Here is a 21,477-nt window from a genome sequence, read left to right as displayed (position 1 = left end):
CGAGACATTCAGTTAAGGAATTGAGATGCAGACGAGAACAAACAACGACGACCTTGCTCAACTCAAGCGACGCGTCGATATGGCGGGGACATTTGGCTGGTCGATGGTTTCCGGTATCACCGCGATCGTGTTGCGTGAGAAGGGCGAAGCTGCGCTGAACAACGTCTGGCGAACCTTGATGACGGCCGAGCAGTCGCAGCGCTTTGTCGAGGCGCTCGACAAGCTGGGCATCGTCGGCGATACGCCTGCCGTGACAGCGGCCAAGTATCACTATTTCAGCAATTCGATTGGCGGCATCAACATGCAGTACATGGAGGAGTCGCCCAAAAAAGTGTGGATACGCTATCTGCCGCCATGGGGATCGTTTCCGGGCATCTCGGCGCTGACCGTGCCGACGTCGGTGCGCCGAACGATTCTGTCGACGTGGCATCCCCGCAATGGCGAATTGCTCGGTTGCCCGCGCCTGGGTTGGGTGGCGACCAAGTTCGTCGCGGAAGGTCATCCGTACGACGAAGGTTATTTCCTCGAATACGACCACGATCTGAAACCGGAAGAGCGCTTCCGCGTGCAGCACGTCGAGAAGACACCAGAATTCGATGCGTCGAAGGCGCCGAAACTTGACCCCGTTGCCTGGCCCGAAGCGCGTGTTCTGAAGGGAAGTGCGAACTACGCATCGGATTACGTCACGCATGTGATCGAGGCCGTCGTTCAACTGTTCGGAATTAACGCGGCCTGTCAGATCGTCGAATCGGCGATGAGACTGCTTGCCGTGCAATTTACGCCTTCGCTGAAGGCGCTTTCTGGTGTGGAAGGCAATCGCCCTGCGGCGCTGGCGCAGATGTACGCGACGATGATGGGTGCGTTCAAAAATGCACCGCAGTGGAAAAGTACCGGAGACGATTCTGCGGAATTGATATTCGATACGTTCGAGCCGTTCCCGTTCCAGCGATCGGACCAGATGCGCCGCGCTGTCTTCGCGTTCTTCGATATCGGCGTGCGTACGCTCAACGGCCACATCAAACTGGAGCGCGAATTCGACAGCAGTACCGGCATCGAGCGATGGACATTCGTCGATACTCACACATGGCTCTGGTAACGGGATACCGAAATGAACTACTTCTCGGCGGATGAGAGTATTCCGGGCCTGTTACGTGAATGCGCGCGGGACAATCCCGCGCATGTTTTCTGCCGGTCCGATGACTTCGCGTTGACCTACGCGCAACTCAATGAGCGCGTCAACCGGCTTGCCAACGGCCTGGCGAGTGTCGGCGTCGCGGCTGGCGACCGGGTTGCGGTGATGCTTGCGCATCACATCGATCACGCGCTGGCGTTTTTTGCGCTGATGAAATTGGGCGCGGTGCAGGTGCCGGTGAATACGCATCTCAAAGGCGCCGGTCTCGAACACGTCGTCATGCACTCGGACCCGCGCTTCGCGATTGCGGACGATATCTACGCAGATGTCCTCGAACCGATTCTGAGCGCGACGTCCAGCTTGAAAACAGTGTGGCGCGGCGCTCGTCCGTCGTGGTCGCCGGATGCCGAAACGTTCGAAACGCTGGCCGCGCACGTCAACGCGGACGAGCCGTCATACGAAGCCAAAGACCCAGACCTGCGGGCCATTCTCTACACCTCCGGCACGACGGGTCCGGCGAAAGGCGTGCAGATGACCGACCGCATGTACCGCGCGGCCGCGCTCGGTTCATCGTGGATCGGCTCGATTACGCCAGGCAGTGTGCTGCATTTCTGGGACCCGATTTATCACGTGTTCGGCAGTGAAGTGCTGGTGATGGCGTTGATGCAACCGGTTACGCTCGCGTTCGTGCCGAAGTTCAGCGCGTCGAAGTTCTGGGACGAAGTGGCCCGGTATCAGGCCACGCATCTGCACTTTGTGGGCGGCGTGATGCAATTGCTGCTGAAGCAGCCGCCATCGGATGCGGACACGACACACGGTCTGAAGGTGGCATGGGGCGGCGGTGCGCCGGTCGACGTGTGGGCCGAATTTCAGCGGCGTTTCGGCGTGCCGGTCCGTGAAGGCTATGGGATGACGGAGACGTCGAGCTTCAGCGTGATCAATATCGACGGCAAGCTTGGCTCGATCGGCAAGGCAGTCGATTATTTCGACGTGGAGATCGTCGATGACAACGGTCGTCGGCTGCCTGCGGGTCAGATCGGCGAAATACGCGTGGCCGAACGGGAGCCGGGAACGCTGACGCGCGGGTACTTCAGGAGCGACGACAAGACCGCCGAGGCGATTCGCGACGGCTGGCTTTATACCGGCGATCTCGGACGCGAGGATGAAGAAGGATATTTATTCTTTCTCGGCCGCAAGAAAGACAGCTTGCGGCGGCGCGGTGAAAACGTCTCGGCATGGGAAGTGGAAAATGTCGTGAACTCGCATCCCGATGTGGAAGAAAGCGCGCTGATCGGCGTGGTCAACGAGTTCTCTGATGAAGACCTGAAGATCTTCCTGAAGCTGAAATGCGAACCTGCTGCTTTCGATCACATCGCGTTCGTCGCGTGGTGCGAAGAACGGATGGCGCGCTTCCAGGTGCCGCGTTTCATTGCGATCGTCGAAAGCTTTTCGAAGACGCCGACGCAGAGAATCCAGAAGCAGACGTTGTCGGCGAAGATGGACGATTGCTGGGACGGCGGCGCGCAGCGCGTCGTAACGTCCGCATAACGGTATGAATCGACAGGCGGCATTATTGCCGTTTGTCGATAGCATCGAAGCGCTCTTGAAGTTCTGTTCGCGTTACACGGCTACATGTGCTTCATCGAGCTTCGCGGCATACGAATCAAAAATCCCGGGCGGCAGCTTCGGCAGCGCCGATCGCAAAGAAGGTGCAATCACGTCGCGAACGATAGCAATCGACTCGCGTGTCACCGACTCGGCGACATCGGACCACTCCGCGCGGCGCGTTAGCAGATAAAAGTGCCGGTGCCCGAGTCGCGTCTGCGGCAATGGAACGATGCTGATGTCGCCGAGATGCACGCGCGACTGCCACAGGCAGAGCGGCGATGTAATCGCGCAGCCGAAGCCTGAGGCCACCAGGCTCAGAATCGGATCGGTATCGTCGAATTCGTAACGCCGGGGCGCGTAGAAATTCATGTGGGTGATGAAACGTTCGATCTGCTGCCCGATCACCGATCTCGCCGTGTATCGCAGCAACGGCAGTTCGCGCAGTATCTGCTGAAACTCGATGGGCGCGCTCGAATTGCGCCTGTTTTTAGGCGCAACCGCGACCAGGCATTCGGAGAAAAGCGGCCTCAGTTCGACCCGTTTGGGATCGAGTGTGGCTTCGGTGCAAATGGCCAGATCGAGTTCGCGATTCACCAGTTGCTCGCTGAGCGCGGGTGTGAGACCCGACCACATCGAGAAGTCCTGCGCTTTCTCGGGCAAGCGCCGAACGAGATGCGGGCCGACCGTGGCCGCATAAGAGTCGACACAACCAATGCGCAGATTTGCGACGCCGGTTTTGGCCGCGGCGCGTACATTCAGTGCAACCGCTTGCGCGTGTTCCAGCAGCGCGCCCGCCTGTTCGAACAAAATTTTTCCCGCAGCATTCGGGCGTACAGGCCGGAAGTCGCGGTCGAACAACGACACGCCCTGTTCGCGTTCGAGGCTGGCAATCAGCTGACTGACCGCACTTTGAGTGACGCCGAGGACGCGCGCGGCCTCCGTCATCGACTTCGTTTCGCAGACCGCGACGAATGCCTGAAGTGCCCTTAAATCGACGCCATTGATCGAATTTCGCATGCTTTTTTCCTCCGCATGCCATGCTGCGGCCGCGATAAAAGTTCGACGGCAAAGCAAGCCGCGATTGTGTGGAGCATAAGAAATCCTTATGTCGCGAAGCGGGTGTTTCTGGAGTTTTACGATGGCCCGGCCTGAGATGCGCTAATGGCTGCACTCAGTGTCGAACGGCGCGCGGCGACGATGACGACGCACGTTGCGCCGACGGCCAGAAAAACCCTGCAATGAAACGCCTCTTTCACATGAACACACAGACTCTTGTCGAGAAATTTGGTCCGCGCGAATCGATGGAATACGACGTTGTTATCGTTGGCGGCGGTCCGGCCGGACTCTCCGCTGCGATACGGCTCAAGCAGATGGCCGCGCAACGCAACGCCGAAATCAGTGTCTGCGTGCTTGAAAAGGGTTCTGAGGTAGGGGCGCACACGCTCTCCGGCGCGGTGATGGACCCACGCGCGCTCAACGAACTCATTCCCGACTGGAAAGAGCAGGGCGCGCCGTTGAATGTCGAAGTCACCGAAGACCGCTTTCTGTTTCTGTCGGAGAAAGAGGCACGGCAAGTGCCGAACTGGTTGTTGCCCGATAACTTCATGAACCACGGCAACTATGTCGTGAGTCTTGGCAACGTGACGCGCTGGCTGGGTGCGCGTGCCGAAGAACTGGGCGTCGAGATTTTTGCGGGATTTCCCGCGGCCGAAGTGCTGTATGGCGAGCGAGGAGAAGTTCTCGGCGTCGCGACGGGCAACATGGGCCTCGGAAAAGACGGTGAGCCGACCGACGCGTTCCAGCTCGGCATGGAGCTGCACGCCAAGTACACGTTGTTCGCCGAAGGCGCACGCGGACACCTCGGCCGTCAGTTGATCGAACGATTCAGGCTGGATGAAGACGCCGATCCGCAGGTCTACGGTCTGGGCATCAAGGAATTGTGGGAGATCGATCCGGCGATGCACAAGCCAGGTCTCGTCATTCACACGGCGGGCTGGCCGCTCGAAAACGACACCTATGGCGGCTCTTTTCTCTATCACCTCGATAACAATCAGGTGGTGGTCGGCTTCGTCGTGGGACTTGGATATACGAATCCGTTTCTGTCGCCGTTCGAGGAGTTCCAGCGCTACAAGACGCATCCGGCGATCCGCAAGTTTCTCGAAGGCGGCAAGCGCGTTTCGTATGGCGCTCGCGCGATCGCGGCCGGCGGACTCATGTCGCTGCCGAAGCTGGTGTTCCCCGGTGGCGCATTGATCGGATGCGAAGCCGGCTTTCTCAATGCGTCGAGAATCAAGGGTAGCCACGCGGCTATTTCGAGCGGCATGCTGGCTGCGGAGGCGGCATTCGATGCGCTGCAAGCGGGACGTCAGCGTGATGTGCTGGTCGAGTACCCGGAGGCTTTCGACCGGTCCTGGTTGAAGCAGGAACTGCATCGTGCCCGCAATTTCAAGCAGTGGATGAGCAAGGGGCTGCTGGCCGGAACGTTCATGGTCGGGCTCGAACAGAAGCTGTTGGGCGGACGTGTGCCGTGGACGCTGCATCATCGGCATTCGGATAACGAGACCCTGAAGCCCGCCGCCGAATGCAAACCGATTGTCTATCCGAAGCCCGATGGGAAGCTGACTTTCGATCGTTTGTCGTCGGTGTTTCTTTCGAATACCAATCACGAGGAAAATCAGCCGGCGCATTTGACGTTGAAGAATTCGTCCGTGCCGATTGATGTGAATTTATCAAAGTATGCTGGCCCGGAGGCGAGGTTCTGTCCAGCCGGTGTTTATGAATTTGCGACGAACGGCGACGGGAAAGAAGCGCTCGTGATCAATGCGCAGAACTGCGTGCATTGCAAAACATGCGATATTAAAGACCCGACGCAGAACATCGTGTGGGTGACGCCGGAGGGCGGCGGCGGGCCGAACTATCCGAATATGTGATGGGGGTGCGCGGTGCGGGTTTCGATTCGCGCTGTGCGAAGATGACGATGCGGCTGAGCTGCGGAGTATTCGATTGAATGGACACTCCGCAGCTCAGATCAACGGCGTGGGCCAATACGAAGCGTTCGAGTTCGCTGCATAAAACTTAAAACCGCGCTGATACTTGAACCAGAAGCTGCGTGCCCCGTGTGTGCTCAAAGCACGGCAACGATTTCAATCGGTTCAGGCACGTGTCACAACTTTTCCCGTTGGAAAAACTGCAGGGCTCCCACTTTATCTTGCCGCCGGTGAGCGATGTAATCCGGCATTTCGAAGACTCGATGGGCGTACTGGAAAATTTCGACTTTAATGGATCGAGATATATACACGAACGTTCGTTAATTAACCTAACTGAATAACTTGCATCAACGCACAAATCATCTGCCGTGCAGGCAGGACGGTTGAAAGTTTGATCCCGATCAACGTTAGCAATAAGGAAAAATAAAACAAGCCTTCAATTACCCTTCAGAACTCCAGAGTAGTGCCGTAACTACATGCATAACCATCCAGCTACGTAGTGCGCATTTCCCTCGAGAAGCATATGAAGAATACGAAGTTGTCGACGCGCCTGATCGCAGGTTTTTCCCTCCTGACGGTACTGTTGATTGGAGTGGCCGGACTTGCGTTCTATGGTTTGTCGCAGTTGAACAGCCGGCTCGACGATATTGCGCGGGTCAACAACACAGAGGCGCGTCTCGCCAATGTTTTGAAATCTTCGATTCAGGATCGCGCAATTGCTGTCCGCAACCTCGCGCTTCTGGATAATCATCAGGATCTGCTGACTGAAGTCGATCGCATCAGGGCACAGGATCGAATCTACGCAGACGCCGCGCGCCAGCTGCGCGATATGTTCTCGCAGGAAGCAGGCACGACCGAAGGCGAGCGCAAGTTACTGGCGGAGGTCGATCAGCAGGAGACACTTGCGGTTCCGCCGATGAACCAGGCTGTTGACCAGGCAGTCGCCGGCGATATCGCAACTGCGGCTCGCACGATCATGCACGAGGCGCGTCCTCCGCAGCGGGTGTGGCTCGCGAAAGCTGTCGCGCTTGCAGATCGGGAAGACGAGGAAAACGTCGAAGCACAAAAAGAAGCCGTGGCAACCTACGCCAGCATCCGCGTGCTGGTCGGTTCGCTGGTAGCCCTGGCTATCGCGGTCGCTATCGTCACCGCCGTGATCCTTACTCGCAGCGTACTGCGTCAGTTGGGCGGAGAGCCGAGCGACGCGCAGCAAATCGCCGGCGAAATCGCAGCGGGCAACCTGCGTGTTCGCATTGCATTGGCAGATGGAGACGACCGTAGCCTGATGGCGTCGCTCGAAGCGATGCGCGCACGTTTGACCAGTATCGTCACAGGCATCAAGAGTTCTGCTGAATCGATTTCGGTGGCGGCGGGAGAGATTGCACAAGGCAATCTCGATCTGTCCCAACGTACCGAAGAGCAGGCTGCGTCGCTCGAGCAGACCGCGGCGAGCATGGAAGAATTGACATCGACGGTCAAGGCGAATACGGACAATGCACGTCAGGGAAGCACGCTGGCTCATACGGCGTCGCAGACGGCATCTGCCGGAGGCGATGTCGTCCATCGCGTGGTGAGCACGATGGACGACATTTCATCGAGCTCGTCGAAGGTCGCGGAAATCATTTCGGTTATCGAAGGAATTGCTTTCCAGACGAACATTCTTGCGTTGAACGCAGCGGTGGAGGCTGCGCGTGCAGGCGAGCAGGGTAGAGGCTTCGCGGTCGTCGCCGGAGAAGTGCGCACGCTCGCGCAGCGCAGCGCCACGGCCGCGAAAGAGATCAAGGATCTGATCGGGACGTCGGTATCGCATGTCCGGGACGGTTCGGCTCTCGTGCAGCAAGCTGGACAGACCATGAGCGAGGTGGTGCGCTCGGTTCAGCGGGTCACGGACATCATGGGGGAAATCGCGTCGGCGTCGGTCGAACAGAATACCGGCATCGAACAGGTCAATGTCGCCGTGACCCAGATGGATGAAGTCACGCAACAGAATGCCGCGTTGGTGGAACAGGCGAGTGCCGCTGCGCAGGCGATGGCCGATCAGGCGGAAACGCTCCGCGTGGCCGTGTCGATTTTCAAAGTGGAGGAGCCGGGCCGCCCACAGGCTGCAGTGGCTGCGGCCGATTCGAAATCGGGTGTAAGCGATCTTGGTCGGCAGGTTGCCGTCGCGACACGGAAAACGACCGCAGGGCCTGCAGCGAACGGTAACCCGGTGCAGCAGTCGGCCATGGCGCCAGCGGGACACGACTGGCAAAGCTTCTAGTCCCACCACAACCGCTTTCGAGCAATTTGCTTATGAGGCGTAGTGATCGATTCACGCTGACGCACAGCCGGTTGCTCTTAAGCGCGACAGCCTGCGAACCGCAACAGGGCAGCGCTACGCGCTCGGACTTTTAGACGCGATGGCGGATGGGTCAACACCGCAAACCGCAGAAGCGGCGGAGCCAACCTCCAGTCGGTCCTCCAGATTCGCTGCATCACGCGCGGAACAGAAATCTTCAGGGTCGGTAACGTCTGACAGCGCATCGACGCCTTCCGCCAGTCTTTGATTGCGTCGCCAGCTTGCCGGCGGTGTGCCAAATTCTCGCTTGAATGCGCGATTGAACGCTGCCTCGGATTCATAGCCGACGTGCTGTCCTACCGCCGCAATCGACCGCGTTCCGGTGCGCAACTCCTGGGCCGCGACCTGCAGGCGCCATCTCGCCAGATATTGCATTGGCGGCTGGCCGAGCAGTTGCGTGAACCGTTGCGCCAAAGCCGAACGCGAGAGTCCCACCTTGCGCGCAAGTTCGTCGACCGTCCAATTGTGAGCAGACTGCGCATGCAGCAGCGCGAGGGCGCGTCCCACGAAGCGGTCGCTGACGCCTGCGAGCCAGCCCTTGCGGTCATCGGGCAGCGCGTCGATACAACGTCGTACGGCCTCGACGAAAAGCAGTTCCGAGAGCCGCGCGAGCACGATCGCGCTACCCACACGCCATTCCGCCGCTTCGGCCGCCGCGAGCTTGAGCGATGACTCGAGCCACGCCGATTGCGGATCATTGCGCATATCGACTTTGAAAATACGCGGCAGCGCTGAGAGGACAGGATTGGTCAACGAATCGTCGCAGGCAAGAAAGCCGCAAATCAGACGTGTGCGGGTGCCGCCACCCCCGTAGCTCAATTCCATCACCTCACCGGGCGTCGTTTTCATGTAATGGGACAGCATCGTGTCTGCGGGTGCGGGCGTCAGTTCGAGCGAGCTACCCATCAGATGGGCTTCCCCTTGCGGCACGACAAGCAGTTCGCCCGCGTCCAGATGGATTGTCGAAGCAGGATCGTCGACAAGCCGGGCACGACAGTTTCCTTCGGTGATGAGGTGATACGAGACGATGCGCTCGGCGCGCGGCAGGAAGGTGGCGCACAACGCCTGAGTGACGTTACCGACCACGCACCACGGCGCTGTGAAGTCGCCGTTTAGATAAACCGCCCCACCCAGACGAACGAAGCGCAGTACATCAGAAAGAGCATCCATAGACTCGCTCATCCATTTCGGCATCCTGCGCAAAACATCTGGACGCCTGGTCATTCATCAATACGTCTTGCGTCCCGATACTAGCACTCAAGGAAACGAGCAACAACGGACCGTCAAGACGATCCGCAAACCGCGACCAGGAGGCCGACGTGAATCAGGCGAAGACGTTTAAAGGGCAATGCTTTTGCGGAGCTGTGCAGTTTGATGTGACGGGGACGCCAGCAGGCATGGGCTATTGCCATTGCGAGTCGTGTCGCCATTGGTCGGGTAGCCCCATCAATGCGTTCACGTTGTGGAGGCCGGAGGCGTTGCGCGTCACACGTGGCGCTAACGAGGTTGGCACTTACAACAAGACCTTTAACAGCTATCGAAAATGGTGTCAGGTGTGCGGTGGACATCTCTTTACGGAGCATCCGGGTCTTGGTCTTATCGATGTGTACGCAGCCGTTCTGGAGGACTTTCCCTATGAAGCCTGCGTACATGTCCACTATTCCGAGGCCATATTTCGTATGAAGGACGGCTTGCCGAAACTGAAGGATCTGCCGCGGGAAATGGGTGGGTCGGGCATCGGCGTCGTGGAATAGCCGTCGGGTCCATTAGAAGAGATCGCACGTCGCCCGATCGTCGCGCGGGCGTGTGCGCAGTGCAATTTCGCGGCGCGATCGGAATGGGCAGCAACGCGCCGCCCATTGTTTCTCAGGAGTGTTTCATGTCCGCTTTTGATTCCTCTCTTTCACCTGTTATCGACTTCAGCGCTGTCAAGCGTCGTCAGCAGGTTGCGTGGTCGACGGGTAATTACGCTGTGGTTGGCACGACGCTGCAGATCGTCGGAGAACATCTTTGCGAAGCGCTCGACTTGCGCGCCGGAAGTCGCGTGCTCGACGTGGCGGCCGGTAACGGCAATGCGACGCTTGCTGCCGCGCGCCGCTGGTGCGATGTCGTGTCGACTGATTACGTGGCATCGCTGCTGGAGTCGGGACGTGCACGTGCGTCAGCAGAAGGGCTTCCCGTGGTATTCGAGGAAGCGGATGCCGAAGCGTTGCCTTATGCAGACGGCTCGTTCGACGTCGTCATGTCGACGTTCGGTGTCATGTTCACTCCCGATCAGGAAAGGGCTGCAGCCGAACTCGCGCGCGTTTGCAAACCGGGCGGCCGGATTGGTCTTGCGAACTGGACACCGGAGAGCTTCATCGGACAGGTATTCAGGACGATCGCAAAGTACATTCCTCCGGCGGCGGGCGTGGTGTCGCCTGCGCTATGGGGGACGAAGGCGCGACTGGAAACGCTGTTTCAAGGGAATGCCAGCAATATTGTGACGACGAGCCGCTACTTCACGTTTCGTTACCGTTCGCCGGCGCACTTCATGGAGATATTTCGTGCGTACTACGGACCGGTGAACAAAGCGTTCGCCGCGCTCGACGAAAATCAGCAGGCTGCGCTCTTCGCCGAGCTGATGACGCTCATCGGAAGCCGCAACCGGTCGGGCGACGCAACGCTTGTTCTGCCGAGCGACTATCTCGAAGTCGTGGTGGAGCGATCATGAACGCAATCAGGCGCACGATCCGGGCGCTAATCAGCGTTGGCGTGCGCCTGTGGACGATGGCGTGGCTGATGAGTTTGCAGCATCGCCCGCTGCTAGTCGCATTGCCGTTGTGTTCATCGGTATGTTTTTTCAGTGTCAGGTTTGTTTTGTCGACGCTTGGTATCTCGGTCTAATTGGGTGGATATAAGCCGGTCACTTCGCCGCGTCGGATTCGCGGCGAAGTGACGATGCTGATGGCGACAAGCTGGCACACCGAAGCCATGACTCACCCGAGGCTTGAGGCCGATTGTGCATGAGGTGCGCGGCTCTGCGTCAGCGGCAATTCACCGAGCAGCAGCACCGCGTGAACCTTGCGCAATTCATCCGCATGGTCGCGCATGAACTGACGTAAGCGCGCTTCGGTGTCCACCAGTTCCAGACACTGTGGATGCCGCATCCCGCTGATTTCTGGATGGTGATGAGAAAGCCGCTCGCCTGGCAGATACCCTGCACTGATGTGATGCGACATCGCCTGCAGGATATTGGCACGCTTCGCGAGGGCGATAAGGTGATGCGCGAGCGCAGGCGCGCTGAGGTGATGCCAGAATCGCGTTGCTCGTGCACGGGTCGCGAGCGGGAAGTAAAGCCGCAGCGCTGCAATGCGCTGATCGTTGCTTTCCTGGATCATTGACCGCGTTCCTCTGTTGTCGCAGCGATATCAGCCGGCATGCCCGATTGCTTCTGATTCGCGGCCGGTGCGTCCGCCGCGGCTTTCTGCCGGCGGAATCCGCCCAGCTCGGCGATCCGTGTTCCGTCTGGTACGAGGAGCCGGTGCTTGCGATGCTTGCTGTGTCCGACGCGCTGCGCGTGATAGATGCCGGTGTGGCCGGAGAACAGATAGGCGGTCACGCAACCGATCGCAGCAAGCGGGCCGATGCCGGTGCCGAACAACTCCATCGCCATGATCGTGGTGGCGAGCGGCGTGTTGGCCGCGCCCGAAAACACCGCAACGAAGCCGATGCCGGCCATCAGCGCGAACGGCATGTGCAACAGAGGCGCGAGTGCATTGCCGAGGGTCGCGCCGATATAGAACAGCGGCGTGACCTCGCCGCCTTTGAAGCCGGTCCCGAGCGACGCAACGGTAAAGCCGAACTTGCCGAGAAAGTCCCAAGGCTGCATCGGCTGCTGAAACGAGCGGACGATGTCGGGGATGCCCAGGCCGATGTAGTGATAAGCATCCAGGGCCCATACCGCAATCGCGATGACGATCCCGCCTACGAACGGACGCAACGGCGCATAGGTGATGGTGCTTTTCACCAGCGTGCCGAGCTTGTGGACCGTGGTGGCGAAAGCCATGCCGACCAGACCGAATACGATGCCCGCGATTACCACCGCGACGACGCTCCATGCGTTGATCGGCGAGATCGCACCGATCGCATAGTGCACGTGATGAACGCCCCAGGCCAGGCAGACCTGATCGGCGACGATACCCGCCACGATGCAGGGAAACAGCGCGTCATAGCGCATCCGGCCGATGGCGAGCACTTCCAGGCCGAACACCGCCCCGGCGAGCGGCGTGCCGAATACGGAAGCGAATCCCGCGCTCATACCGATCATCAGCAGGATGCGGCGGTCCTCGTGTCCGAGGCGAAACACGTGGGTAAGCTGATCCGCCAGCGCGCCGCCCATCTGCACGGCCGTGCCTTCACGCCCAACCGACGCGCCGAACAGATGCGAGACGATCGTGCCGCCAAGCACGAGCGGCACCATGCGCAGCGGCACGACTTTCTTCGGGTCGTGAATTTCATCGATGAGCAGGTTGTTGCCCGCATCGACCGGTTTGCCCAGCAGATAGTACGTATAGCCGACCGCGAAACCGGCTACGGGCAGCAGCCAGATAATCCAGCGGTGCGCCTCGCGCCATGCGGTCGCATGATCGAGAGCAATGAGGAAGAAAGCCGACGCGCTGCCCGCGAGAGCCGCGGCGACGCAGGCGATCAGAAACCACTTGCCCAGATAAGGCAGCAGTTCGAGTTGTTCGAAGCGATGGAGTTTGCGCATTGGTCATTGTGCCGATGTTGCATGGCCTGACCAACGGGAAGCTTGTGGACGCGAGCGCCTACAGCCCCAACGAAAGTCAGGTAACTGTAGGCGTCATTAACCGCGAGATAAGTGCGGTGGTTAAAGGAGGAACGCCATCTCCTGAAAGCGGACTATATCGCATCCGGTCGTGGCGAACAACCGGCCCATCCGCCCTGATCTGGCTTTGGGGTTGCTGGATGCGTTGGGCGGTAACGGAGTGGGCCTTTTTGAAAGGCGGCTGAAATCCGCTAGCGGTTGTTGCATTGGATGTTCGGCGAACGGTAGCTTCAGTGTCGACTGCGGTGCAAAGCGAGCCTGAAACCGCACCGATGCGCGAACCAGAAGCGGGTTGTCCCCTGTGTGATCGCTCGTGCCAAACATCCCTTTATAGGTCAACCCTCGTGGGACGTTGATTTTGAGACTGAATAGTCCTAATATCGGTTGCATGACCAGATCTGACACACACCGCTCTCGTGGAGGGCGTACCGCCGAGCGCGGGCGACCGCGAGAATTCGACATCGACCACGCGGTCGATGCCGCCGCGCGAGTATTTTGGGAGCACGGCTACTATGCGACTCCCGTCGACGTGCTATGCGAAGCGACCGGAGTCTTTCGCGGCAGCCTCTACAGAACGTTTGGTGATAAGCATGGCTTGCTCGTCGCGGCGTTCGATCGTTACGCAGAAGGGGCCGTTGCGCGGCTGAAGGAGAGGTTGGCCGCCGACTTGCCCCCACGACAGGCACTGCGCGAAGCGCTTCTGCACTATACGAAGGTGAGCGCTAACCTGTCCGCGCGGCACGGCTGCTTTATCACCAATACGGTAATCGAGCTTCTGCCGGGCGATCATGCTCTGCGGCCACATATCGAATCGACTTTACAGCGCATCGCGATGCAGTTCAGTCTCGCGATAGCCAGAGGTCAGCAGGCAGGCGAATACGATCGCCGTCTCGACGCCGAGGAGGTCGGACGCTTTCTGCTCTGCATGGTTCAAGGCATACGCGTGCTCGGTAAGGTAGACATGAACGAGGCCGCGCTCACATCGATCGTCGATATGGCATTGCGCGCCCTGACGTAATGCATGCTCAATTGCCTTAGCGGATCGGCGGCATGCCGCGAAAGTGGCTGCCAAATTTTTTGCCTATTTTGAGAACGTTCATTCATGAATTCATCGACCGATCTGGCTTTATCGTCCGCCAACTACTGGAAGGGGATTGCTGCGTGCCTCGTCGCGACAATCCTGTTTGGGGCGATGTTTCCTGTCATGACCGACGCCCTGCGTTACATCGATCCTTTTACGTTTACGTCGTTCCGGTACCTGATCGCAGGCGTGGGCTTCGTGGTCCTGTTGCTCCACCGGGAAGGCGCCGGTGCGTTGCGAGCGGACAGCAAGTCATTACTTATCGCCTGGTTGCTCGGATCGATCGGTTTCTGCGGGTTTGGTTCGTTTGTCTTTCTGGGGCAGCAGTTGGCCGGTGAGCAAGGCGCGCTTAACGCATCGATCATGATGGCCACGCAGCCGATGATGGGGATGCTGGTCAACGCGGCAGTGCGAAGATCCGCGCCGCCGCTTCCTTCACTGCTGTTCGTTGCCGTCTCGTTCGCGGGCGTCGCGCTGGTCATCACGCGGGGTGATCTGCGGGCTGCGCTGCTCGCGCCACAGCACTACGCGGCAAGTGGCCTTATCGTTCTGGGCGCAATCTGCTGGGTTGTCTACACTTTCGGCGCGTCGTACTTCACGCGATGGTCAGCGCTGAAGTACACGACAATGACGACATGGCTAGGCTTGACCACGATTGTCGGCGTGAACGTGCTGCTCGTCGTGACCCACGCAATATCTGCCCCCAAACTCGCAGTACTGTGGACGATTGCGCCGCATCTGATCTACATGGGCCCGGTCGCGGGTTTCGCGGCAATTCTCTGCTGGATTTTCGGCAACAAGACTCTCGGGCCGATGAATGGCGTGCTGTTCATGGACGTGGTGCCGGTCACGACGTTTGCGGTGTCGGCATTGACAGGCGTTGTGCCCGGCGGAGCACAGATATTCGGCGCGGTGATGACTGCGTCTGCGCTGGTTCTCAACAATCTGTATTTGCGGCAACGCGCCCGATTAGCGGTAGCTGCCACGACCTGACGCTAAGGGAGGCTTTCTTCGATCAGGCCCGTGCGAACGATCGTCGGCAGCTTTGTCTTTGCCAACGGAAATTGATTTTCGGACCGGCTGAAAACGGTCTGCCGGTTGAAAATTTTCATTCGCCAAAAACGGAAGCGGATATTCATTCGCGAGAATCGTGTTGCGAATGTCGGCAAGGCTGTCTCGAAGTGGAAACTTTTTCGATAGGCCTTAATTCGACTCTCCGCTTCAACTCATGCTTCAGTCATCAATTCCTCACGCACCGGAACCCCGCATAAACATACTGATATCGCGGTTGGAACCAGTTGCGAAATTCCGGCCGCAACATGCACTGCGCAGTACGTGCGGAGCCGCCTTTCAGCACGTAGTGCTGTCCGTCGAAGAAATTCGCAGAGTAGCCGAGATAAAACGGAAACGCTTCAAAGCCGGGCAACGCGTCGAATAACGTCGATGTCCACTCCCAGCCATTTCCAAACTGGCCTTCCGCGCCGAATGCGCTGACATTGTCGGGATGCGCATCCACCGGCGTCGGGTCCCAGCTACGAAAATCGAAATTCCCCGACGCGGCATGCGGCGCGCCGTGCGCCGCGCGCTGCCATTGCGCTTCGGTTGGCAACGCCTTGCCGGCCCAGCGCGCGTATGCGCTCGCTTCAGCATGACTGACGTACACAGGCCAGTCGGCCGGCAGCGGCACTTCATCGAACATGGTGCGCAGCAGCCAGCGGCTTTCGCCGTTCACCTCGCGCCGCGACCAGCATGCCGGGTGTTCGATCTGCTCAGCCTCTTTCCACGCCCAATCCTTCCCGGTCCACCAGTTGGGTTCGCGATAACCGCCCGCGTCGATGAACTCGCGAAACGCGCCGTTCGTCAACATATGCCGGTCGATTTCGAACGCCGGCACGTCGACCCGCAATTCGCCGAACTCGTTGTCCCAGCCAAAACGGCCCGCTTCGCGCGACATGCCGAGCACGGTCGCGCCGGCTGGCACGCTCACCATCGACGACAACGCGTCCCGATGTTCCGTGCGAGTTATTACCGGCTCGCGCAACCCGGCGACCTTCTGCGCCAGCGGCAATTGATGCAGCATGTACGCCAGCGTTTCAGCATGCATCAACCGGTGCTCGATCGCGACGTTCAGCAACTGCCGCGATGCGTCAGACTGTGCCACGTCATGGCCGGAAAGACCGTTGAACGCCCGATCGATCTGCTCACGGGCGCGCAGCGCATAGTCGCGGACGATATCGAGCGACGGCCAGTCGCCAGGTTGATCGGTGGGAAAGCCGCCATCCACGGGATCGATGCCGAACGCAAAAAGCTGGTCGAGTTCGGCACTGAGCGCGGGCAGATCGCACACGCGCTGGTCGAACAGATTGCGGTCGAACGCTTCGAGATGGCCGACGTAAAACACGATCCGGTGACGTTCACGGATCGGCCGTTCATACAGAAATTCGGGTTTGACGATGGCAAACAGCGCGTCAGTGACCTGACGCGCGTCGATCAGACGCTGGATAAGCGGGTGATGCGGGGCGCGGTCGCGATTCATTTCGCCGGGTCTCCTTGCGGGGGAGGGACTAAAGACTGTACCCGCTCGCAGGAGCCATGCCAAGGTGACGCGCGCTAAAAGGGCGCAGGCACGCGCCCTCAAGCTGGCTCAGGGCGGGCTCAGACTTGCCGCAAGCCTTCCAGATCGACGATCCGGATGTGCTTGCCCTGCGTGTCGATCAGACCGCGTTTTTGAAATCTTGACAGGGTGCGGCTCACGGTTTCGAGCGTCATGCCGAGGTAGCTGCCCATATCTTCGCGCGTCATGCGCAGATTGAATTCCGCCGACGAATAACCGCGCTGCGCATTTCTCGCGGACACGTCGAGCAGGAACGCGGCGACGCGTTCGTCGGCGGACAGCGAGCCGAGCACCATCATCTGCGCTGCTTCGCGGACGATCTGCTCACCGAGCAACTTATGCAGACGCTCCTGCATCGAGCTGATTTCGCGGCACAGAAGTTTCAGCGCGCTATACGGAACGATGCAAACGGTGCTGTCTTCGAGCGCGACGGCGCTGCATGCGTGAATGTCCTCGCTGATGCCGTCGAGGCCGAGCGCTTCGCCGGCAAGGCGCAGGCCGGTCACCTGCTCGCGGCCGTCGCGGTGCGCCATGACGGTTTTCATCGAGCCGGAGCGTACGGCGTAGATGTTGTCGAATTGATCGCCACTGCGATACAGGGCCTCGCCGCGCTGCACCGAGCGTGCCGAGCAGATCAGCATTTCGAGCTTCGACAGTTCATCCTGCGACAGCCCTTGCGGCATGCAGAGTTGCCGCATGGAACAACTCGAGCAGCGGGCGGCGGTTCGCGTGGCGGCCCGCGCGGGCGCCGCTTTGCGAACGCGGCGCGCCGGCAGGGAGCTGTCGGCGGAATCGTCGGTGCCGGCGGAGCGGGTATCAGCGTAGGAAGTAAGCATGGTCTGCGGGCGGGTGCCTGAGGATTGACGGATTGTCCCACCCGCAACGCCTGACCGTGATGACAAAGTGACGCGTGCCTCTGACTCGCATCCCGATGTCACGCCGTGGCGGCCCTGCCGGGTAATGGACTGCTGTGCATTTCATGATCGGGAGGTTCGGTGGTGCTGTGACTTATCCGCGACATTTCTACGGAAAACCGCCGTGGCAGATGCTCAACGAACCCGGGCGAGTCCTGATCGAGATCAAGAATCTGCGCGACCCGACCAATGGATCATAGCCGTAGCGACGGGGTGCGCCTGGAGCGCGGGGGCGTAATTTATTGATCGATATCAAGTTTTGGCGTCATAGGTGACAGGGCGACTGCGTAGCGGGCGAAGTTTCTGAAAGATTTTTGTAATTAAAGGTGTTATTGCGGGATAGGGGGCAACCCGTGAGTCGCCTTCTCGCAGCATTCGTTCGAGTCGCCTACGGCGGCGGTGCCTTCGTCAATCGGCGGATCGTCCGGCTGAATCCTGTTCAGCCGGACACCGACTGCGTTCCATGCTCAGAAAGCGCTAACGTCGCGAGACGCCGCCGACGAATAGCAACGCACCGGATAACGATTGGTTTCGACGATATGCATCCGGTGTTCGAGATCGGCGAAATCGACCGACGACGCCAGATACGTATCCCGTTCGTATTCTTCGGTCGTGACTAAAAGTGCGCTGATTTTGCGGGCGAATTCAGCAAACATGATGTGCTCCAGTTTCCGTTTCGATTCCATCTTCATGAGTGTTGCGACCGGCTTGACTGATCGCAACGTTGGCGACGGGCGTTCAGATCCGGCTGCTGGACCCCAACGCCGTCCGTCGATGAACCGAATCGTAGAGACGAAGAATGAGCCAGAAATGAGCACGACATGCGTGCAGATTTCGACAGGCGGTACACGAAAAACGGCTTGAAACGAGGCGCTAATTCTCTGCTCACTTTGCCTGTCCAAAATGCAGTCATTCGATGCGGTCAACAGATTCGCATCGTCCGACAAGGAGTGAGAGATGAAAGTCGTTCGCCATCTGGTTGTTGCCGCAGTGCTCGGCGCGGGCTTCGTGAGTTGCGCTGAAGCGCATGTGTTCGTCGGAGTGGGCTTTTCAGCGCCAGCGGTTGCGGTGCTGCCGGTCGCGCCCGTGGTGCCTGCTGTGCCGGTTTATGCACCGCAGCCGGTCTATTACGCGCCGCCTCCGCCGCCTGTCTATAGCGCGCCGGTCGTGGTCGGGTACTACGGTCATCCGCAGTGGTATCCGCATTACTACGGCGGTTGGCATTCCGGCTACGCGTACGGCTACTGGCGCCGTTGATGCCCCCCGATGCCCGCGCGCTATGGCTGGCGCGTATATCGATCTGCGCGGGCTGGGCGGATTAATACGCGTGCAGCCGTAGAAGAGAGGGCCACATTCACGACGCCGGTCCTTTCGTCGCATCGCCGAGCATCACCGTCCAGCCGAGACCTCGCACATTGCGAATAACCGATAAGCCGAATTTCTTGCGCACCGAATGGATCAGCACATCGACGGCATTGCTTTCGACCTCTTTTCCCCAGCCGTACAAACGGTCTTCGAGTTGTTCGCGCGACAGGATCGTGCCAGGACGTTCGAGAAAAGCGAGCATCAACGCGAACTCGCGTGCGGAGAGGACCGTGGTCGCGCCATTGCAGGTCAACGTGCGTTTGTCGAGGTCGAGTGCGAGCGACTCGTCGCCGAGACGCGACGATGCGTAACCGGCCTTGCGCCTCAATACCGCACGAATTCGCGCCAGCAGTTCGGGGACGTCGAATGGCTTCAGAAGATAGTCGTCCGCGCCGACATCGAGTCCCTGTACACGCGAATCGAGATCGTCGCGGGCCGTGAGGATCAGCACCGGCACCGCATTTCCCGCTGCGCGCGACGCTCTCAGCAGTTCGATGCCGCCCAAGCCGGGCAGGCCGAGATCGAGTAGTACAACGGTGTATTCGGTATTGGCCAGCGCATCGCGCCCGGCCATGCCGTCTCTCACCCAATCGACGCTGTAGTCGGCGTCTTTCAGCGCACGCAGCAGGCTTTGGCCAATCTGCAGGTCGTCTTCAACGAGGAGAACTCTCATGATCGTCCTGTTGGCAATAATCCGGTAGCGCCTGATTGGCGGCGCGCGCTTCACAGCAGAACCACGCCCGGGCGATAGAATAATAGCCGACGCACGCGTTGCCGCCATGTACTCCCGCGCGTTTGGAGCCGCCGGTTTGCAGCGTTCCGTGGTCGCGCGAAATGCCCAGTTTCGACTCTATTCAGACATCGATATGAAAAAAAGAGGCTCGCTTGGCACGCAGTTGGTGATTGCACTGAGTGCCGTCGTCATCGTGGTCGGCCTGGTTCATGCGGCCGGTTCCTATGTGGTGTCCAGCGCCGCGACCAATGCGCTGCTCGACACGCGTCTGAGCGACGTGGCGATTCGCCTTGCCGCCGGCATGGCCGACATCATCAGCAAGGCGCCCGAACCGGGCGTGCAGCGCCCGCAAGACTTGCAGATCCAGATCTGGAGCGGCGACGAAATCACTCCATCTCGCGCCACCGACCCCTCTATTCTTTTCAATCGCAACGCGCAGCCGGGCTTTTCTCAGCAGGAAGCCGGCGGCGACGCGTGGCGAGTGTTCACCGTGCACAGTGCGAACCGCATCGTCGAAGTCGGCCAACGTGTAAAGGTGCGTGAGGCCGTAGTGCGCGATGCGGCGCTCACCACGCTCTGGCCGACGGTTTTATTGATGCCGCTGATGTGGGTCGCGGTGATCATCGTGGTTCGCGCGACGATGCGTCGTGTCGACCGACTGGCGAACGAAGTAAAAGCGCTCGACGTAAACCATTTGACGCCGATTTCGACGGACGAAGTGCCGGCCGATCTGCTGCCGTTTGTCGACTCGATCAATTCGCTGACTGCGCGGCTCGGCCGCATGGTCGAGTCGGAGAAGAAGTTTATCGCCGATGCCGCGCATGAACTGCGTTCGCCGATTACCGCGTTGCAGTTGCAGGCGGACAATCTGCGGCATTCGATTTACCCCGTAAATGCAGAGCGTTTTGAAGAATTGCGCGGCGGCATTGTCAGAAGCGCGTATCTGGTGAGCCAGATGCTGAGCCTCGCGCGCGCTGATACGCGCGCGAGCACTACGCAACTTGAAGACGTCGACGTGCGCGAAGTCGTCACCGATGTGATCGCCGCCAATCTGCCGATTGCGATGGCGCGAAATATTGACCTCGGCGTGGATCAACTCCATGCCGCGGTCGTGCGGGCGACGAAAACCGACGTGCGGGTTGTCGTTAAGAATCTGGTCGAAAACGCACTGCGCTACGGACCCGAAGGGGGCACGGTCGACCTGCGCGTGACGACTGACAACGCGACCGTTGTCATCGAAGTGATCGACGATGGTCCGGGGATCGCGCCGGAATTGCAGGAGCGCGTGTTCGAGCGCTTCGTCCGCGTGGGTGCGACCGACGTAGAAGGCACGGGGCTCGGACTCGCTATCGTGCGCGCGACGCTGGCCAAATATGGCGGCCATTCCAGCGTTTCGAGCCGAACCGATGGACACTCGGGACTCGTCGCGCGGGCTGAATTTCTACTTGCGCGTGCGAATCCTTGAGCGTTCACGCGATGCCATCGCCGGCGTGTCATTCGGTTCAATAGCTTCCAGCCATCGAGAGAAAATAAAACGGCATTAAATCTTCGTCCGATAGCGGGTCTTGCTGTTCTGCAGCTGTTCCGGTGTTCGTTGCAGTTTTGACGATGTCGACGGAGGCTTTGTCGGTAACGCTAGCGGCGATGTATTCGCACGTGACAGGAAGGGTGATCTGGGCGGCCACGATTGCTAATCCTCATCAGGTTTGCACTGCATCTGCGGAGGTCGTCGAGGACGGTTCCGTGCGGTGCAATGCAATCCTGATCCTTGGGAATTAGCGGGAAATTACGGTCAGCAGTTTTACTGAGACGTAGATTTTGCATCGCTCAAACCGGCTTCACGCGGGAAGCCGGGATGTTCTTTTAGCCCATGA

19 protein-coding genes and 1 riboswitch are annotated in these 21,477 nt (G+C 59.5%); of the genes, 10 read left to right on the top strand and 9 right to left on the bottom strand.

What is annotated here, in order from left to right:
• Positions 1 to 25 precede the first annotated feature (25 nt).
• Both ABH945_RS18970 and ABH945_RS18965 read left to right on the top strand, forming a co-directional pair.
• Positions 26 to 1,096: a hypothetical protein gene (locus ABH945_RS18970; RefSeq protein WP_074770340.1), complete on the top strand. Its 1,071-nt coding sequence runs from the start codon at positions 26 to 28 to the stop codon at positions 1,094 to 1,096.
• Positions 1,097 to 1,108: 12 nt separating this feature from the next.
• A complete protein-coding gene (locus tag ABH945_RS18965; protein WP_429251527.1) occupies positions 1,109 to 2,680 on the top strand; it encodes an AMP-binding protein in 1,572 nt (523 codons plus the stop codon).
• A 72-nt stretch (positions 2,681 to 2,752) separates the two neighbouring features.
• Here the strand turns inward: ABH945_RS18965 and ABH945_RS18960 are convergent, their stop codons facing one another.
• On the bottom strand, positions 2,753 to 3,757 hold the full coding sequence (locus ABH945_RS18960) for a LysR family transcriptional regulator (protein WP_429251526.1): 1,005 nt from the start codon (positions 3,755 to 3,757) through the stop codon (positions 2,753 to 2,755).
• 239 nt (positions 3,758 to 3,996) lie between these two features.
• Here ABH945_RS18960 and ABH945_RS18955 point away from each other — a divergent pair, with 239 nt between their 5' ends.
• Entirely contained in the window at positions 3,997 to 5,670 is a 1,674-nt protein-coding gene (locus tag ABH945_RS18955) for an electron transfer flavoprotein-ubiquinone oxidoreductase (RefSeq protein WP_429251525.1), read from the top strand.
• A gap of 580 nt (positions 5,671 to 6,250) precedes the next feature.
• Entirely contained in the window at positions 6,251 to 7,987 is a 1,737-nt protein-coding gene (locus ABH945_RS18950; protein WP_429251524.1) for a methyl-accepting chemotaxis protein, read from the top strand.
• A gap of 114 nt (positions 7,988 to 8,101) precedes the next feature.
• Here ABH945_RS18950 and ABH945_RS18945 read toward each other — a convergent pair whose 3' ends face one another.
• A complete protein-coding gene (locus ABH945_RS18945) occupies positions 8,102 to 9,235 on the bottom strand; it encodes an AraC family transcriptional regulator (protein WP_429251523.1) in 1,134 nt (377 codons plus the stop codon).
• 149 nt (positions 9,236 to 9,384) lie between these two features.
• On the opposite strand from ABH945_RS18945, the gene ABH945_RS18940 reads away from it, so the two are divergent.
• Complete coding sequence (locus tag ABH945_RS18940; protein WP_074770334.1) at positions 9,385 to 9,819, top strand: GFA family protein; 435 nt, start codon at positions 9,385 to 9,387, stop codon at positions 9,817 to 9,819.
• A 125-nt stretch (positions 9,820 to 9,944) separates the two neighbouring features.
• Positions 9,945 to 10,778, top strand: coding sequence for a class I SAM-dependent methyltransferase (locus tag ABH945_RS18935; RefSeq protein ID WP_429251522.1), 834 nt, complete (start codon positions 9,945 to 9,947; stop codon positions 10,776 to 10,778).
• A gap of 265 nt (positions 10,779 to 11,043) precedes the next feature.
• On the opposite strand, the gene ABH945_RS18930 is transcribed toward ABH945_RS18935, so the two are convergent.
• A complete protein-coding gene (locus ABH945_RS18930; RefSeq protein WP_429251521.1) occupies positions 11,044 to 11,445 on the bottom strand; it encodes a hypothetical protein in 402 nt (133 codons plus the stop codon).
• Positions 11,442 to 12,818 carry a voltage-gated chloride channel family protein gene (locus tag ABH945_RS18925; RefSeq protein ID WP_429251520.1) on the bottom strand — a complete coding sequence of 459 codons (1,377 nt, stop codon included), beginning with the start codon at positions 12,816 to 12,818 and terminating at the stop codon, positions 11,442 to 11,444. Before ABH945_RS18925 ends, ABH945_RS18930 begins: the two co-directional genes overlap by 4 nt.
• Positions 12,819 to 12,898: 80 nt before the next feature.
• Positions 12,899 to 12,969, bottom strand: a riboswitch (Fluoride riboswitch).
• 315 nt (positions 12,970 to 13,284) lie between these two features.
• Here ABH945_RS18925 and ABH945_RS18920 point away from each other — a divergent pair.
• Complete coding sequence (locus ABH945_RS18920) at positions 13,285 to 13,914, top strand: TetR/AcrR family transcriptional regulator (protein ID WP_429251918.1); 630 nt, start codon at positions 13,285 to 13,287, stop codon at positions 13,912 to 13,914.
• Between the two features lie 84 nt (positions 13,915 to 13,998).
• On the top strand, positions 13,999 to 14,970 hold the full coding sequence (locus ABH945_RS18915) for a DMT family transporter (RefSeq protein ID WP_429251519.1): 972 nt from the start codon (positions 13,999 to 14,001) through the stop codon (positions 14,968 to 14,970).
• 247 nt (positions 14,971 to 15,217) lie between these two features.
• Here the strand turns inward: ABH945_RS18915 and ABH945_RS18910 are convergent, their stop codons facing one another.
• From ABH945_RS18910 to ABH945_RS18900, 3 genes are all read right to left on the bottom strand, one after another.
• Positions 15,218 to 16,513, bottom strand: a complete 1,296-nt coding sequence (locus ABH945_RS18910) for an SUMF1/EgtB/PvdO family nonheme iron enzyme (protein ID WP_429251518.1) — start codon at positions 16,511 to 16,513, stop codon at positions 15,218 to 15,220.
• A gap of 119 nt (positions 16,514 to 16,632) precedes the next feature.
• Positions 16,633 to 17,289 carry a helix-turn-helix domain-containing protein gene (locus ABH945_RS18905; RefSeq protein ID WP_074770316.1) on the bottom strand — a complete coding sequence of 219 codons (657 nt, stop codon included), beginning with the start codon at positions 17,287 to 17,289 and terminating at the stop codon, positions 16,633 to 16,635.
• 683 nt (positions 17,290 to 17,972) lie between these two features.
• Positions 17,973 to 18,161, bottom strand: a complete 189-nt coding sequence (locus ABH945_RS18900) for a DUF3563 family protein (RefSeq protein ID WP_171910317.1) — start codon at positions 18,159 to 18,161, stop codon at positions 17,973 to 17,975.
• Positions 18,162 to 18,462: 301 nt separating this feature from the next.
• On the opposite strand from ABH945_RS18900, the gene ABH945_RS18895 reads away from it, so the two are divergent.
• On the top strand, positions 18,463 to 18,762 hold the full coding sequence (locus tag ABH945_RS18895) for a hypothetical protein (protein ID WP_074770312.1): 300 nt from the start codon (positions 18,463 to 18,465) through the stop codon (positions 18,760 to 18,762).
• 97 nt (positions 18,763 to 18,859) lie between these two features.
• Here ABH945_RS18895 and ABH945_RS18890 read toward each other — a convergent pair whose 3' ends face one another.
• Positions 18,860 to 19,543: a response regulator transcription factor gene (locus ABH945_RS18890; RefSeq protein WP_074771206.1), complete on the bottom strand. Its 684-nt coding sequence runs from the start codon at positions 19,541 to 19,543 to the stop codon at positions 18,860 to 18,862.
• 193 nt (positions 19,544 to 19,736) lie between these two features.
• On the opposite strand from ABH945_RS18890, the gene ABH945_RS18885 reads away from it, so the two are divergent.
• Positions 19,737 to 21,068: a sensor histidine kinase gene (locus ABH945_RS18885; RefSeq protein WP_429251517.1), complete on the top strand. Its 1,332-nt coding sequence runs from the start codon at positions 19,737 to 19,739 to the stop codon at positions 21,066 to 21,068.
• Positions 21,069 to 21,105: 37 nt separating this feature from the next.
• Here the strand turns inward: ABH945_RS18885 and ABH945_RS18880 are convergent, their stop codons facing one another.
• A complete protein-coding gene (locus ABH945_RS18880; RefSeq protein WP_143026368.1) occupies positions 21,106 to 21,288 on the bottom strand; it encodes a hypothetical protein in 183 nt (60 codons plus the stop codon).
• Positions 21,289 to 21,477: the final 189 nt, after the last annotated feature.

This window comes from Paraburkholderia sp. GAS333 (genome assembly GCF_050435665.1).
Lineage (GTDB): Bacteria > Pseudomonadota > Gammaproteobacteria > Burkholderiales > Burkholderiaceae > Paraburkholderia > Paraburkholderia fungorum_A.
The sequence above is the reverse complement of the archived record's forward strand: the minus strand, read 5'-3'. Positions and strand labels throughout refer to the sequence as shown.